Source organism: Xanthomonas sp. NCPPB 2922 (assembly GCF_041520885.1).
Taxonomy (GTDB): Bacteria; Pseudomonadota; Gammaproteobacteria; order Xanthomonadales; family Xanthomonadaceae; genus Xanthomonas; species Xanthomonas campestris.
In genome coordinates this window covers 19017-33573 of the sequence record NZ_JBGOFY010000032.1, presented here as the reverse complement: position 1 = coordinate 33573, position 14557 = coordinate 19017, and the positions used below count along the sequence as shown (strand labels likewise).

Annotated in this window: 15 protein-coding genes; 6 read left to right on the top strand and 9 right to left on the bottom strand. The window is 65.8% G+C overall.

Annotated features, from left to right (window positions below; translation table 11 throughout):
- Positions 1 to 14 precede the first annotated feature (14 nt).
- The 4 genes from ACD584_RS20835 to rluD are packed head-to-tail and all read right to left on the bottom strand — an operon-like array spanning position 15 to position 2745.
- Positions 15 to 434, bottom strand: a complete 420-nt coding sequence (locus ACD584_RS20835; protein WP_011038200.1) for a thiol-disulfide oxidoreductase DCC family protein — start codon at positions 432 to 434, stop codon at positions 15 to 17.
- Positions 421 to 927 carry a DUF4166 domain-containing protein gene (locus ACD584_RS20830; protein WP_076037045.1) on the bottom strand — a complete coding sequence of 169 codons (507 nt, stop codon included), beginning with the start codon at positions 925 to 927 and terminating at the stop codon, positions 421 to 423. Before ACD584_RS20830 ends, ACD584_RS20835 begins: the two co-directional genes overlap by 14 nt.
- A gap of 20 nt (positions 928 to 947) precedes the next feature.
- Complete coding sequence (gene pgeF / locus ACD584_RS20825; protein ID WP_076037046.1) at positions 948 to 1748, bottom strand: peptidoglycan editing factor PgeF; 801 nt, start codon at positions 1746 to 1748, stop codon at positions 948 to 950.
- Position 1749: 1 nt separating this feature from the next.
- Positions 1750 to 2745: a 23S rRNA pseudouridine(1911/1915/1917) synthase RluD gene (gene rluD / locus ACD584_RS20820; RefSeq protein ID WP_016944992.1), complete on the bottom strand. Its 996-nt coding sequence runs from the start codon at positions 2743 to 2745 to the stop codon at positions 1750 to 1752.
- Between the two features lie 122 nt (positions 2746 to 2867).
- Between rluD and ACD584_RS20815 the strand changes: the two genes are divergently transcribed.
- Both ACD584_RS20815 and ACD584_RS20810 read left to right on the top strand, forming a co-directional pair.
- The gene (locus tag ACD584_RS20815) at positions 2868 to 3749 is read left to right on the top strand and encodes an outer membrane protein assembly factor BamD (protein ID WP_042594911.1); all 882 of its coding nucleotides are present in this window, start codon (positions 2868 to 2870) and stop codon (positions 3747 to 3749) included.
- Positions 3750 to 4196: 447 nt separating this feature from the next.
- Entirely contained in the window at positions 4197 to 5189 is a 993-nt protein-coding gene (locus ACD584_RS20810; RefSeq protein WP_076037047.1) for a hypothetical protein, read from the top strand.
- Here the strand turns inward: ACD584_RS20810 and ACD584_RS20805 are convergent.
- The 5 genes from ACD584_RS20805 to sucC form a co-directional block, all read right to left on the bottom strand.
- Entirely contained in the window at positions 5183 to 6838 is a 1656-nt protein-coding gene (locus ACD584_RS20805) for an NAD+ synthase (protein WP_175611668.1), read from the bottom strand. The two genes, ACD584_RS20810 and ACD584_RS20805, sit on opposite strands and share 7 nt — an antisense overlap.
- Positions 6838 to 7140: a type II toxin-antitoxin system RelE/ParE family toxin gene (locus ACD584_RS20800; protein ID WP_011038207.1), complete on the bottom strand. Its 303-nt coding sequence runs from the start codon at positions 7138 to 7140 to the stop codon at positions 6838 to 6840. Before ACD584_RS20800 ends, ACD584_RS20805 begins: the two co-directional genes overlap by 1 nt.
- 3 nt (positions 7141 to 7143) lie before the next feature.
- Entirely contained in the window at positions 7144 to 7554 is a 411-nt protein-coding gene (locus ACD584_RS20795) for a CopG family ribbon-helix-helix protein (protein WP_029628876.1), read from the bottom strand.
- Positions 7555 to 7657: 103 nt separating this feature from the next.
- Positions 7658 to 8533: a succinate--CoA ligase subunit alpha gene (gene sucD, locus ACD584_RS20790; RefSeq protein ID WP_011038208.1), complete on the bottom strand. Its 876-nt coding sequence runs from the start codon at positions 8531 to 8533 to the stop codon at positions 7658 to 7660.
- Between the two features lie 24 nt (positions 8534 to 8557).
- A complete protein-coding gene (gene sucC / locus ACD584_RS20785) occupies positions 8558 to 9727 on the bottom strand; it encodes an ADP-forming succinate--CoA ligase subunit beta (protein WP_011038209.1) in 1170 nt (389 codons plus the stop codon).
- Between the two features lie 233 nt (positions 9728 to 9960).
- Here sucC and ACD584_RS20780 point away from each other — a divergent pair, with 233 nt between their 5' ends.
- From ACD584_RS20780 to ACD584_RS20765, 4 genes are all read left to right on the top strand, one after another.
- Positions 9961 to 11571: a PAS domain-containing sensor histidine kinase gene (locus tag ACD584_RS20780; RefSeq protein ID WP_076037049.1), complete on the top strand. Its 1611-nt coding sequence runs from the start codon at positions 9961 to 9963 to the stop codon at positions 11569 to 11571.
- Between the two features lie 208 nt (positions 11572 to 11779).
- A complete protein-coding gene (locus ACD584_RS20775; protein ID WP_043921909.1) occupies positions 11780 to 13174 on the top strand; it encodes a sigma-54 dependent transcriptional regulator in 1395 nt (464 codons plus the stop codon).
- Between the two features lie 197 nt (positions 13175 to 13371).
- On the top strand, positions 13372 to 13728 hold the full coding sequence (locus ACD584_RS20770; protein WP_139328384.1) for a hypothetical protein: 357 nt from the start codon (positions 13372 to 13374) through the stop codon (positions 13726 to 13728).
- Positions 13728 to 14465 (top strand): zeta toxin family protein, encoded by a 738-nt coding sequence (locus ACD584_RS20765; RefSeq protein ID WP_070690009.1) that lies wholly within the window; start codon positions 13728 to 13730, stop codon positions 14463 to 14465. Before ACD584_RS20770 ends, ACD584_RS20765 begins: the two co-directional genes overlap by 1 nt.
- Positions 14466 to 14557: the final 92 nt, after the last annotated feature.

Genomic DNA, 14557 nt, shown 5'->3' with positions numbered 1-14557 from the left:
CACATGCGGCGGCATCAATCCAGAAACAGCGCGCGTTGCTCAGGCGTGGGCAACATGCAGTGCGTGCTGCGGCCAAACCAGCGGTAGCGGTTGCGTGCCACCACACGGTAGCCGATGTCGCGCAACGAACGCGGCACCAGGCGCAGCACTGCCGCCACGCGCCACAGGCCACCAAGCCCGCTCAGTACCCGCACGATTGCATCGGTATCGGTCCAGGCACCTGCCGCGTCCACCAGCAGGAACGACAGCGGGTCGTCCGGGTCCAGCCCGTGCTGGACCAGCAATGCGCGCCCGGCCGTGCCCTGCATGGCGGCATAGCGATAGCGCCTGCGGTGGTCGTGGCGCAACAGGAACCTGACCCAGCCATTGCACAGCAGGCACACGCCATCGAACACGATGGTGGCAGGCGGCGCGGCGTGCTCAGTGCGGTTCAAGCCAACCCTCGTAGCGAATGAATGGCCCCACCCACGGTAGATGCACGTCGACCAGGAAGCCATAGCGGCCCTCGTCGGCATGCTCACGGCAACGCACCTGCTCGAACCAGCGCGCCGGCAAGGGCAGCCAGCCGAATGCCCACACCCGCCGCGCCTGCCAGTACAGCGCGGTGGCATCGGCGCGCAGTGCGAACTCAAAACGCACTGCGCCCAGGTGTTCGCGCAACCATGCGCCGTGACGCCACATCCGTGAGTGCATCGGCAGGCCAGCAAAGCGCCGATGCCAGCGCTCGCCGTTGGCATCGACCAGGAACTCCACCTCCACCGCGACCTGTCCGCTGTGCGGCAGGCGGCTCAGCCATGCCAGCAGCGGCACCAGCGGATGCGCACCGCGGCGCACCAGCGCGCGGCCAACGAAGCGCTGCCGCTGCTGCACCGCGTGCAGCGCGCGCACCGGCGCCGGCAATTGGGCGAAGGCTGCCGCGCCCAGCACCTGCGCAAACAGCGGCGGGCTCAGGGCGCGATCCAGGCCAGCGTGGCCATGCGCCCACTGCGACGATCACGGCGGTGCGAAAAAAACCGCGTCGGGTCGGAAATGGTGCACAGCTCGCCGCCATGGATAGCTTGGGCCGGCACGCCGGCGCTGCATAAGCGCAGCCGCGCCAACGCGTACAGATCCACCCGCCAGTGGCCCGGGCGCGTGGCCACGAACGCACTGGCCGCCTGCGGATCACGCGTCACAAACGCCTCGAAGACGTCCGCGCCAATCTCGTAAGCCTGCGGCCCTGCGGCCGGCCCCAGCCAGGAGACCAGCTGCGTTGGCGGGGTCCGCATCGCGGCCACGCTGCGCTCCAGCATGCCGTCGGCCAGCCCGCGCCAGCCTGCATGTGCGGCCGCCACCTCGCTGCCATCGGCGGCGGCCAGCACCACCGGCAGGCAGTCGGCGGTGAGGATGGCCAGCACCACGCCGGGCACGCTGGTGACGGCGGCATCGGCCACCGGCTCGTCCAGTTCCTGCGGTTGCGCGTGCGCCGCATCCGCAGCACGCGGCGCGTCCACGCGCACCACCTCCACCCCGTGCACCTGCCGCAGCCAGTGCGGCGCGCCTGGCAGGCCCAGCGCCTGTGTCAGCAGCGCCCGGTTACGTTCCACATTCGCTGGCAGGTCCCCTTGCGGGCTGCTGCGGTTGCCGAGATTCAGGCTGTCGAACGGTGCCGGCGACAGGCCCAGGCCGTGCCGCAGCGTGGTCAATACGTGGATGCGCGGCGGCGCCGGCCACTGCGCCGGCAACACAAACAACGGCACGGCGCTCACCTCAGCGCCGCGCCAACTCGGCGGCGCGTGCGCTGTCTTCGCGCAGGGCGCTCATCAGCCGCTGCAGATCTTCCGGCACCGGCGCGCTGGCGCGGACCGGCTCGCCACTGACCGGGTGCAGGAATTCCAGCGTTTCGGCATGCAGGGCCTGGCGCTTGAAGCCGCGCAGCTCCGCCACCAGCGTGTCGGTGGCGCCCTTGGGCAGCTTGAGCGCGCCGCCGTACAGCGGGTCGCCGACGATCGGCGATTTCAGATGCGCCATGTGCACACGGATCTGATGGGTACGCCCGGTTTCCAGACGGCATTCCAGCGCGGTGTGCGCGCGGAAGCGCTCGCGCAGACGGTAATGGGTGACCGCGTCGCGGCCGTCGTCGCGCACCGCCATCTTGAGCCGGTCACGCGGGTGGCGGTCGATCGGCGCATCGGCGGTGCCGCCGGAGACCAGCGCCCCCACGACCACTGCGAGGTACTGGCGGTGCACATCGCGCGCGGAGAGCTGCTCCACCAGCGCGGTCTGCGCCTGCAGCGTGCGCGCCACCACCATCACACCGCTGGTGTCCTTGTCCAGGCGATGTACCACGCCGGCACGCGGCACCGCAGCCAGGTTCGGGTCGCGGAACAGCAGCGCATTGACCAGGGTGCCGTCCGGGTTACCGGCGCCCGGATGCACCACCAGGCCCGCCGGCTTGTCGATGACCAGCACCTGGTCGTCTTCGTACAACACGTTCAGCGGGATGTCCTGCGGCGCGGCGTGGGTCTGGGTTTCCAGCACCACCTGCACCTGGACGGTTTCGCCGCCGCGCAAGGTGTCGCGCGGGCGGGCGGTCTCGCCGTCCAGCAGCGCATCGCCGGACTTGATCCACTCCGACAGCCGCGAGCGCGAGAATTCGGGAAACAGCTCGGCCAGCACCGCATCGAAGCGACGCCCGGCGGCGCTGTCCGGCACGACAGCCTGGCGCAGGGAGGAATCGAGGGGTTCGGAGGATTGGTCGGACATGGACGCGGGTACTCAGGCAAAAACCAAGGAATTTGGGGTCCGGGCGGCGGGAGTCAGTCGCCGGACAGGCCACTAGGCTATCATCGCCCTTTCGTTTTCCTGACGCGTCCTGCCCAGACCCCATGATCCGACGGTCCACGTTTTCCGCGCCTGCGCGCCTGATTGCCCTCATGCTGGTCATGGCGTTTGTCGTCACCGGCTGCCACCGCGGCGCCAAGGACAAGAATCCCGACGAGGGCATGCCGGTCGAGCAGCTCTACGGCAAGGGCCACGGCCTGATGGAGAAAGGCAACTGGGCCGGCGCCGAAGCCAGCTACAAGCGCCTGATCGCCCAGTACCCGTACGGCCCGTACACCGAACAGGCGATGATCGAAACCGCCTACGCCCAGTACAAGGCCGGCAAGCACGACGACACGGTGTCCAGCGTCGACCGCTTCATCCGCACCTATCCGACGCACCGCAACATCTCGTATCTGTATTACCTGCGCGGGCTGGCCAACAGCAACCGTGACACAGTGTTCCTGCGCCGCGTGTGGTCGCTGGACCCAAGCCGCCGCGACCTGTCCTCACCGCAGCAGGCCTACAACGACTTCAACACCGTCACCGACCGCTATCCCAACAGCCGCTACGCGCCGGACGCGCGCAAGCGGATGATCGAACTGCGCGACATCTTCGCCCAGCACGAACTGGACAACGCGCTGTATTACCTGCGCCGCGATGCCTGGGTGTCGGCTGCAGGGCGTGCCAACTACCTGCTGGAAACCTACCCGCAGAGCGCGTTCCAGTACGACGCAGTCGCCGTGCTCGCCGAGGCCTACACCCACCTGGGCAACAAGACCCTGGCCGCCGACGCGCGCCGCGTGCTGGAGCTCAACAGCCCGCAGCACCCGTGGCTGACCGGCAACTGGCCGAAGTATCCGTGGGCCGTGCGCAAGCTCAATCCGTTCGCCGGCGAGAAGTCCGCCGCCACCGGCCAGCGCAATGCACAGATGAGTCGCGATTGAGAGATCGATCGGCGATGAGATGAAAGGGGCCGCAAGACCCCTTTTTTATTGCCGCAACGCTTTATTGCCGCAGCGCCGGGTGGAATCGCGACACGGCGCTCCCTTGGCGGGACGTGCTTGCGCGGCGACACGTTGGCACGGGCCAGCTCCAGCTGCCGTCCGTGGCGTGGTCTTCCTGGGTCCCGAGGCAGATATCGCCTTCGACTTCGCTGCCATGCTCACCCTGAGCCACCGTGTGTCCGTGTGCGGCAGCTGCATGCGCACGAGGCCTGGGCAGCAACGCGCTCTGCCGGGGCGAGCTCATGCATCGCGAACCGGATCCGGGCCACATCGCCAGCGCGGGCGCCCGAGACCCGGCACCAGGTCACCGAATGGCTTAGCGAGGATTCCTATACTCCAGGCATAAGGCAGGGACGACATCCTGCCGGCGCACGCCAAGGAGGCTGTATGTCGATGTCCGGTCAACGGATCCTGTTCGCGCTCGGGCTGCTGCTGCTTGCGGCCACCGCCCACGCCGCCCCCATCGTCTACGGCGTCAACGCCCACGACAACCGCCCCGCCTACGCCATGACGCAGGCCGAGGCCCGCTTCAAGCTATTGGCTGCGCGCAACCTGCGCAGCTATCGCTTCGACGTGGACCCGCGCGATGACGCCACGCTCGACACGCTGGTTCCGCTCGCGCGCAAGTACGGCATCACCTTGCGCCCGATGGTCTACCCGATGACCCGCGAGATCGGCTACCAGCTGGCGCGCCGCTACGCCGCCGACATCAAGGTGTGGGAGATCGGTAACGAGCAGGATCTGGTGCGTGCCGAGGCCGATGCCAGGATCGCGGCGATGACCACGATGTACCAGGGCATGCAGCAGGCGTCCAACGAGCTGGGCGCAGGGCTGCGCTTCACCATCAACATCACCGCCTGCAATAGCGACGACCACAGTGCCACCGCGCGCTGCCCCGGCGATCGCAATGGCTCGCTCTGGTTTCTGGCCAAGGCCCGGGCGGCCGGCTTTGCGTTCGACCACATCAGCTTCCACTACTACGCGTTCCACCACGATGCCGGCTATTGGACCGACCTGTATCTGGGGCAGTTGCGCACCGCCGCGCAGACCTACAACACGCCGGTGTTCTTCAACGAACTCAACTGCGCCGAGGTATATACCGGCAATGTCAGCGGCGGCGCCCAGGGCGATGGCGGCTGTTACGACAGCCTGGCCCAGCTGTTACGCACCGTGCGCGACCACTATGCCGACGTGGTGGCCGAGGTGAACGTCTACCAGCTGCTGGACCAGACCACCATCCCGGGCGTCGAAGGCCATTTCGGCCTGATGTACGACCTGACGCGCCCCAAGCCGACCCTGGAGCTGCTCACCCGTTTCGCCCAGCCTCCGGCGTCGGCGTCGGCGCCAGCGCGCGCGACGCCCAATGCCACAGGCTACTGACCCGAATAGCCATTGGTGATCGGGTAACGCCGCTCGCGCCCGAACGCGCGCCGCGACACCTTCGGCCCGGGCGCTGCCTGGTGGCGCTTCCACTCGTTCAGGCGCACCAGCCGCAGCACATGCTCCACGGTGTCGGCCGCGTAGCCGGCCGCGACGATGTCATCGCGCGACTGCTCCTGGTCGACGTAGCGGTACAGGATGCCGTCGAGCACGTCGTAGGGCGGCAGCGAGTCCTGGTCGGTCTGGTTGTCGCGCAGTTCCGCCGAGGGCGGGCGCGAAATCACTGCCGGCGGAATCACCGGCGCGCCGCCCACGGTGTTGCGCCACTTGGCCAGGCCGAAGACCTCCGTCTTGTACAGGTCCTTGAGCGGTGCGTAGCCACCGCACATATCGCCGTAGATGGTGGCGTAGCCCACTGCGTATTCGCTCTTGTTGCCGGTGGTGAGCACAAGCCCGCCGAACTTGTTGGACAACGCCATCAGGATCACGCCGCGGCTGCGCGACTGCAGGTTTTCTTCGGTGATGTCGGGCTGGGTGTCTGCGAACAGCGGCCCCAGTGCCGCGAGCAGGCCTTCGAACGCCGGCTCGATCGCAATCGTTTCCAGTTTCACGCCCAGCGCGCGGCATTGTTCTTCGGCCAGATCGTTCGACAGCCCGGCGGTGTAGCGCGACGGCAGGCGCACTGCGGTGACGTTCTCGCCCCCCAGCGCATCCACCGCCATCGCCAGCACCAACGCCGAGTCGATGCCGCCGGACAGCCCCAGCCACACCTTGCGAAAACCATTCTTGCCGCAGTAATCCTTGAGCCCGCGCACCACCGCGCGCCAGGCCAGCGCGTCCATGCTCTCGTCGCCATCTTCCACCCACGCCACCGGGGTGAAGCTGCGCTCGCCGGCGGCATAGTCCACCACCAGCCACTGGTCCACGAACGCTGCTGCGGCCGGATGCACGGTGCCATCACCGTCGGCCACGACCGAGGCGCCGTCGAACACCAGTGCATCCTGGCCACCGACAACATTGAGATAGGCAATCGCCGCCCCGCTCTCGCGGGTGCGCTCGGCCAGCAAGGCATCGCGCTGCGCATGCTTGCCGCGCTCGTACGGCGAGGCATTGGGCACCAGCACCAGTTCGGCGCCGGCCTGCACGGTCTTGGCCAACGGCTCGGCAAACCATAGGTCTTCGCAGATCACCACGCCCACCTGCACGCCCTTGACGGTCACCACGCAGTTGTCGCCGTCCGGGTCCACGTCGAAGTAGCGGCGCTCATCGAACACCGCGTAGTTGGGCAATTCGCGCTTGCGGTAGGTCGCTTCGATACGCCCCTCGCGCAAGACGCTGGCGGCGTTGTAGACCACGCTGCCGGCGCTCTGCGGCCAGCCGACCACCGCCACGATGCCGCGCGTGGCTGCGGCAATCCGCGCCAGCGCCTGCTCGCAGTGGGCGAGAAACCCGGGGCGCAACAGCAGGTCTTCCGGCGGATAGCCGCTGATCGCCAATTCCGGAAACAGCACGATATCGGCTTCGAACTCGTCGCGTGCCGCGGCGATGAACTCGATGATCCGATCGGTGTTCTGTGCCACCGCGCCGACCGGGAAGTCGAACTGGGCCATGGCGATACGAAGGGTGTGTGCTGTCACTGCTGACTCCATCAAAACAGGCTTTCAAGGTAACCCGCTTCGCGCTGCGAACGGATCGCCAGCACATACACGGTGTCGTCCAACGGTGCGTAACGATAGAGCGCCAGATAGCCGCTGGCATCGCGGCCTATGACCAGTTCGCGAAATCCGCCATGCACTGCGCGCCCCATCAGTGGATTGTCCGCCAGTGCGTCGATCGCCTGGAAGATGCCAGCGAGCTTTCGCTGCACACTGGCTGCATCGTGTTCCAGCAGATAAGCGACTAAACGGCGCGCATCGTCGGCGACGCGCGCGGCAAGCGCGATCCTGGTCACCTGTCAGCGCTCGACGGCGCTGGCGACCGGTGGCGCGGGGTTCTCTCCGTCAGCAAGCTGCTGCATGTACTGGCGTACGTCCGCCCAGGACAGCGTGTTGTCGCCGCCTTCGATAGCAGCCCAGCGTTGCTGCGCTTCGGCATGGAATGCAGTGCGGCGCTCGTGCGCCTCGATTTTTTCCGCAATGGCGTCGACGATAAAGCCGTGCGCCGTAGTTCCGGCATCTTTCGCCGCCCTGGCGACACGCGCTTTCAGTTCGTCAGGCAAACGGATTGTGGTCGTGGACATGGCAACCTCGGAAGACCGGATGACAGGCTCACAGTAGCACACTTGTGACACACTTTGCATGACACGCTCCTTGTGCGATTCAGAGCTCAGCATCGCTGCAAGCAGGGAGCCGGGCAGTCGGCCCAACGCGCGCGGGGCAGTCAGCAATTCCTGCCATCCAGGTAAGACATCGCCCAAAACGCAGAAAGCCGCCCGAAGGCGGCTTTCCACGACACCACACTGGTGAGACTTACTTCACCAGCGCAGCGATCGCCGCACCCAGATCGCCCGGCGAACGGACGGTCTTGACGCCAGCGGCTTCCATCGCCGCGAACTTGCCTTCGGCCGTGCCCTTGCCGCCCGATGCGATCGCACCGGCGTGGCCCATGCGCTTGCCGGCCGGCGCCGAGGCACCGGCGATGAAGCCGACGACCGGCTTCTTCACGAACTGCTTGATGTACTCGGCACCGGCCTCCTCGGCGTCGCCGCCGATCTCGCCGACCATGATGATGCCTTCGGTCTGCGGGTCTTCGTTGAACAGCTTGAGGCAGTCGACGAAGTTCAGGCCGTTGATCGGATCGCCACCGATGCCGATGCAGGTGCTCTGGCCCAGGCCCACTTCGGTGGTCTGCTTGACCGCTTCATAGGTCAGGGTGCCCGAACGCGACACGATGCCGATCTTGCCCGGCTTGTGGATGTGGCCCGGCATGATGCCGATCTTGCACTCGCCCGGGGTGATCACGCCGGGGCAGTTCGGCCCGATCAGCACGGTGTCCGGATGCGAACGGGTCAGCACGTTCTTGACGCGCAGCATGTCCAGCACCGGGATGCCTTCGGTGATGCAGACGATGACCTTGATGCCGGCCGCAGCCGCTTCCAGGATCGCATCGGCCGCATACGGCGGCGGCACGTAGATGACCGACGCGTCGGCGCCGGTGCTCTGCACGGCGTCGGCCACGGTGTTGAACACCGGCAGATCGATGTGCGTGGTGCCGCCCTTGCCCGGCGTCACGCCGCCAACGACCTGGGTGCCGTACTCGATCATCTGAGTGGCGTGGAAGGTGCCCTGCTGGCCGGTGAAGCCCTGCACGATCACCTTGGTGTTCTTGTTAATCAAAACGGACATGGATAGTTCCTTCGGTGTCGTGGATCAGGCAGCGTTCTTGACAGCTTCAACGACCTTCTTGGCGCCGTCGTTGATGTTGTCGGCCGGGATGATGGCCATGCCGCTGTCACGCAGCAGCTGCTTGCCTTCTTCCACGTTGGTGCCTTCCAGGCGCACCACGACCGGCACCTTGACGCCCACTTCCTTGACCGCGGCAATGATGCCTTCGGCGATCATGTCGCAGCGGACGATGCCGCCGAAGATGTTGACGAAGATGCCTTCGACCTTGTCCGAGGACAGGATCAGCTTGAACGCTTCGATGACGCGCTGCTTGTTGGCACCGCCGCCCACGTCCAGGAAGTTCGCCGGCTCGCCGCCGTTGAGCTTGATGACGTCCATGGTGGCCATGGCCAAGCCGGCGCCGTTGACCATGCAACCGATGTTGCCGTCCATGGTGACGTAGTTGATGTCCAGCTCCGAAGCGGTCACTTCGGTCTCGTCTTCCTGGGTCTTGTCGCGCATGGCGACCAGCGCCTTCTGACGGAATGCGGCGTTGTCGTCGCTGTCGAACTTGCCGTCCAGCGCATACAGGTTGCCGTCGTCCAGGATCGCCAGCGGGTTGATTTCAACCAGCGCCAGGTCCTTGTCGTTGAACAGGCGATACAGGTTCACCATGATGCTGGCGAACTGGCCGGCCTGCTTGGCATTGAGGCCGAGCTTGAAGCCGAAATCGCGGCCGTGGTAGCCCTGCACGCCTTCGACGAAATCGACGTTGAGCGAGTGGATCAGCTCCGGCGTCTCGGCGGCGACCTGCTCGATCTCCACGCCACCCTCGCTGGAAGCGATATAGGTGATGGTCTTGGTGCCGCGGTCGACCAGGATCGACAGGTACAGCTCCTTGACGATCTCGCCGGCGGTGGTCACCAGCACCAGGTTGACCGGCAACTCGACGCCTGCGGTCTGGTAGGTGGACATCTTGGTGCCGAGCATCTTGTCTGCTGCGGCCTTCACGTCGTCGGTGGTCTTGCAGAACTTGACGCCGCCAGCCTTGCCGCGGCCGCCCGCGTGGATCTGCGCCTTGACCATCCAGGGGCCCTTGCCCAAGGAGTTGGCGACTTCAACCGCTTCGTCCGGCGTGGACGCGACCTTACCGGCCGGGACGGGGATGCCGTACTCGGCAAGCAGCTGTTTTGACTGGTATTCGTGGAAATTCATGCGTCACCGTGGGAAAAGGAAACGACCGCTGCGCGCAACGCAGACCGACGGGGCGGTCACGTCGGGAGACGCGAGCGGGCCGCCTATTGTGGCCGACCACGCCCTGCGGCGCAAAATTCGCCGGCATTGGCAGCCAGATCTGTGCGCTTGCGCAATGCGTGAATGCATGCGCAAGCGGCCGTGGGCGGCGCAGCTGCCTATACTCGCGGCTCGTTTCAGCAGGGGGTTCAGGCGTGGCATCCAGCGTATCGCTCATCGACCGGATCCAGTCGGCACCGCAGCGCGAGCTGTATTTCTTCTCGCTGTACCGCGTGCTGGTGGCCGGCCTGATCGCCGCGCTGGTGTTCAGCCCGTTGTCCGACGCCATCCCCGAGCCGCGCTACCCACGCCTGGCCGCCGGGGTGGCGATCGGCTACCTGTCGATGGCCGTCCCGCTGCTGTTCTGGGGCCGCAGCGAGCGCCGCCTCACCGCCACCGTGCTGTGCGCGGTGCTGGCCGACATCCTGGCAGCGACCCTGGCCACGCACGCCCTGCCCGGCGCCAGCGCGGGCATCGCGATGATGCTGCTGTTCAACGTGGCGGCCGGCTCGATCCTGCTGCGGCTGCGCTACGGCATGAGTGTCGCGGTGGTGGCCAGCACCGCGATCGTGCTGGAGTACCTGTGGACGCTGCTGGAAGGCGGCACCACCCGCCCGGTGGCCGAACTGGCCATGTTCGCCACCAGCTACGTGGCGGTGGCCTACATCTGCCAGCAGATCGCCTCACGCGCGCGCAGCAACCAGGCGCTGGCCGAACAGCGCGGCGCGCAGGTCGCCAACCTTTACGAAATCAACGAGTTGATCATCCGCCGCATGCGCACCGGCGTGCTGGTGGTCGATACCCACAACCGCATCACCCTGGCTAACGAAGCCGCGCTGGCGCTGCTCGGCGACGGCGACCAGCGCAACGCCCCGGCCGACCTGGCATTGGCCGCGCTCACCCCGGAGCTAGCGCGCCGGCTGCAGCGCTGGCGCAGCGGCTGGCGCCAGGAAGAATCCCCGCTGCAGTTGGGCGCGGACCGCCCCGAAGTGCAGCCGCGCTTCGTGCGCCTGCTCGCCGACAGCGACCTGGTGCTGATCTTCCTGGACGATGCCAGCGTGGTCTCGCGGCGCGCCGAATCGCTCACCCTCTCGGCCATGGGCCGGTTCTCGGCCAGCCTGGCCCACGAGATCCGCAACCCGCTGGCGGCCATCAACTACGCCTCGCAGCTGCTGGAAGAATCACCGGACATCGGCGATGCCGACCGCCGCTTGCTGCAGATCATCCACCAACAATGCCAGCGCACCAACGGCATCGTCGAAAGCGTGCTCGGCCTGGCCCGGCGCGAGCGCGCCAACCCGGAAAACCTGGACCTGGCCGCGTTCGTGCGCCGCTTCGTCGTGGAATACCGGCAAACCTTGTCGATGGAGACCGACATCCTGGAAGCCAGCATCGAGGGCGCCTCGGTGCACGCCTTGATCGACCCCAAGCACTTGCATCAGGTCCTGACGGCACTGGTGCACAACGCACTCAAGTACGGCCGCGTCCTGGACGAGCCGGCACGGGTGAAACTGCGGGTGGAGCGGCGCGAGCGCATGGTGGCCATCGACGTCATCGACCGCGGCCCCGGCATTCCGGAGACGGTGGCAGCGCAGCTGTTCCGGCCGTTCTACACCACCTCCGAACACGGCACCGGGCTCGGCCTGTACATCGCCCAGGAGCTGTGCCGCGCCAACCAGGCGCAACTGGATTACGTCTCCGTCCCCGGCGGCGGCGCGTGTTTCCGCATCCTGCTACAGGGCCCGAATGGGCTATTCGGCAAGTAGGCGAGCGGAGCGACTCTATGCGTTCCGACTGTCCTGCACGGGCAACAACCAGCTTGCAATCAGCATCGATCTACGCGCGAGCGAGGCCTTGTGGCACCGAACGTGGGACGAACATCGGCGGCGGCCTCGCACGCCCAACACATGACGCTTCAGGTCCAACAGCGCCGGTAATTGTCGACTGTCATCACGCTGGGCTATCGTGCGCAACATGAACGAAACGAAAAGTGCCCTGGTCGTCGATGACGAGCGTGACATCCGCGAATTGCTTGTTCTCACCCTGGGCCGCATGGGGCTGCGCATCAGCACCGCCGCCAACCTGGCCGAAGCACGCGAATTGCTGGCCAGCAACCCGTACGACCTGTGCCTGACCGACATGCGGTTGCCCGACGGCAACGGCATCGAGCTGGTGACCGAGATCGCGCGCCAATACCCGCAGACGCCGGTGGCCATGATTACCGCGTTCGGCAGCATGGACCTGGCGGTGGAAGCACTGAAAGCCGGCGCGTTCGACTTCGTCAGCAAGCCGGTGGACATCAGCGTGCTGCGCGGCCTGGTCAAGCACGCATTGGAATTGAACAACCGCGACCGGCCGGCGCCGCCACCGCCCCCGCCGGAACAGGCCAGCCGCCTGCTCGGCGATTCGACCGCCATGGAGAGCCTGCGCTCCACCATCGGCAAGGTCGCGCGCAGCCAGGCGCCGGTCTACATCGTCGGCGAATCCGGTGTGGGCAAGGAACTGGTGGCCCGCACCATCCACGAGCAGGGCGCACGCGCGGCCGGGCCGTTCATTCCGGTCAACTGCGGCGCGATCCCCGCCGAGCTGATGGAGAGCGAGTTCTTCGGCCATAAGAAGGGCAGCTTTACCGGCGCGCATGCCGACAAGCCGGGCCTGTTTCAGGCCGCGCATGGCGGCACGCTGTTTCTGGACGAAGTGGCCGAGCTGCCGCTGCAGATGCAGGTCAAGCTGCTGCGCGCCATCCAGGAAAAATCGGTGCGCCCGGTCGGCGCGTCGGGCGAGACGCTGGTGGACGTGCGCATTCTGTCGGCCACGCACAAGGACCTGGGCGACCTGGTCTCCGACGGCCGCTTTCGTCACGACCTGTATTACCGCATCAACGTGATCGAGCTGCGCGTGCCACCGCTGCGCGAGCGCAGTGGCGACCTGCCGCAACTGGCCGCCGCCATCATTGCGCGGCTGGCCCGCAGCCATGGCCGCCCGATTCCGCTGCTGACCCAGTCAGCCCTGGATGCATTGGATACTTACGGCTTTCCGGGCAACGTGCGCGAACTGGAAAACATCCTCGAACGCGCCCTGGCCCTGGCCGAAGACGACCAGATCAGCGCCACCGACCTGCGCCTGCCCGCCCACGGCGGCCACCGCCTCGCCGCCAGCCCCGGCAGCGCCGCCATCGAACCGCGCGAAGCCGTGGTCGACATCGATCCCGCCTCGGCCGCCCTGCCCTCTTACATCGAACAACTGGAACGCGCCGCGATCCAGAAGGCGCTGGAAGAAAACCGGTGGAACAAGACCAGAACTGCCGCGCAGCTAGGCATCACGTTTCGTGCGCTGCGCTACAAGCTCAAGAAATTGGGGATGGAGTGAGGGGTGGGCAGCGGCGGATCTCATCTATGCAGTCTTGCCTGACTCTGCTTGCCAATAGTGGTATCCCCAAAAGCCAGGAAGTGCTGATTCCTTATTTGATCAACAGCGTTGAAAGCAGATCGAAAAATCGGCAGTCGCACAAGCCGATCGCTCTGCTTGCATGCCTTTGAAGCCTTTGCTAGCGTGCCGTCATGCGCATGAAAAAGTATCCACGTCGTCCTTCCGGCATTCTCCGCAGAGCTTCCCGTTCGGCTCCGACCTCTGCCGGAACGGCAGCGGAAAACCCTAACGTGCTCAAGGTCAGATTTGGCAAGGTGACCGTCGAGGTCCAGCGTACGGGGCAGGACGCCGTACGACGCAATATTCAGAAAGGACATGAAGTGATGCTCGGCGTAGAACATGCCTTGCTCCGTCCAGGCATCGACCTCAAGGTGGAACGCGGCGTCCCGCTCTACCACGCTGATCCTACACGCCCTGAATTGATCGTTCGTCATTTGAATGGCGAAACCAAAACTGGGCGCTTCATCAACGGGCAGTTCGAACCCCAGCACTGATGCCAAGTTTGGAGCGCGCGCTAGCTCAGGTGTTGCAGGCACAGCGGTCGTTAGAGAAGCCATTTGCCATCGTGCTCGCCGGGCACAACGGCTCGGGCAAGTCCACGATGTGGTATCGGCATTTGGTACAGCATTTGCGGGTGCCGCTGATCAACGCCGACAGGATGATGATGTCCATTCTGCCCGAACTCACGCTCGAACAAAGCTCGCTGCCGGATTGGGCCAGGCAGCTGCGGGATACTGATGAGAACTGGATGCGCGTGGCCCAAAGCGGCGTGCAAGCCTTCGTCGCGCATGCCATGGCTGCAAGCGTCCCCTTTGCAATGGAAACAGTGTTCTCGCACTGGAAGGAGCATGCCGATGGCCGTGTCGAGTCAAAGATCGATCTGATCCGAGATCTTCAGGCATCCAATTACTTCGTCTTGTTGATATTTGTCGGACTCAGCAACAGCGCACTATCAATCGCACGTGTCAGTACGCGGGTCGCCCAAGGCGGGCACGCCGTCGATACGGAAAGATTATTGCAGCGCTTTTCTCGGACCCAGAAGGCGGTACACGCCGCGACCAAAGTCGCGGACGCCACCATCCTCGCCGACAACAGCCAAGGCATAGAACAAGCGTTTTCTGTCTGCCGTATCCAGTTGGCAGACCAGGAAATCTATGACTGCCGCCGCGACAGTCCCGGCCCACCGGCAGCCGTGTTGCAGTGGCTGGAGATCGTTAGTCCACCCGACTGAAGTGAGCCGACAGCGCTTTCAGATTGAAGAAATCTCCTGGCAGCGCCAAGCCGATCACCACGCCAGAAAATCCAGCAAGTGCTCATCTCCTT

What these genes read in the sequence shown, in the direction of transcription:
- ACD584_RS20805 (WP_175611668.1), bottom strand. Translation starts at nt 6,838, where the DNA reads ATGGAGTCAGCAGTGACAGCACACACCCTTCGTATCGCCATGGCCCAG.
- ACD584_RS20815 (WP_042594911.1), top strand. Translation starts at nt 2,868, where the DNA reads ATGATCCGACGGTCCACGTTTTCCGCGCCTGCGCGCCTGATTGCCCTC.
- ACD584_RS20775 (WP_043921909.1), top strand. Translation starts at nt 11,780, where the DNA reads ATGAACGAAACGAAAAGTGCCCTGGTCGTCGATGACGAGCGTGACATC.
- rluD (WP_016944992.1), bottom strand. Translation starts at nt 2,745, where the DNA reads ATGTCCGACCAATCCTCCGAACCCCTCGATTCCTCCCTGCGCCAGGCT.
- ACD584_RS20765 (WP_070690009.1), top strand. Translation starts at nt 13,728, where the DNA reads ATGCCAAGTTTGGAGCGCGCGCTAGCTCAGGTGTTGCAGGCACAGCGG.
- sucD (WP_011038208.1), bottom strand. Translation starts at nt 8,533, where the DNA reads ATGTCCGTTTTGATTAACAAGAACACCAAGGTGATCGTGCAGGGCTTC.
- sucC (WP_011038209.1), bottom strand. Translation starts at nt 9,727, where the DNA reads ATGAATTTCCACGAATACCAGTCAAAACAGCTGCTTGCCGAGTACGGC.
- ACD584_RS20810 (WP_076037047.1), top strand. Translation starts at nt 4,197, where the DNA reads ATGTCGATGTCCGGTCAACGGATCCTGTTCGCGCTCGGGCTGCTGCTG.
- ACD584_RS20770 (WP_139328384.1), top strand. Translation starts at nt 13,372, where the DNA reads ATGAAAAAGTATCCACGTCGTCCTTCCGGCATTCTCCGCAGAGCTTCC.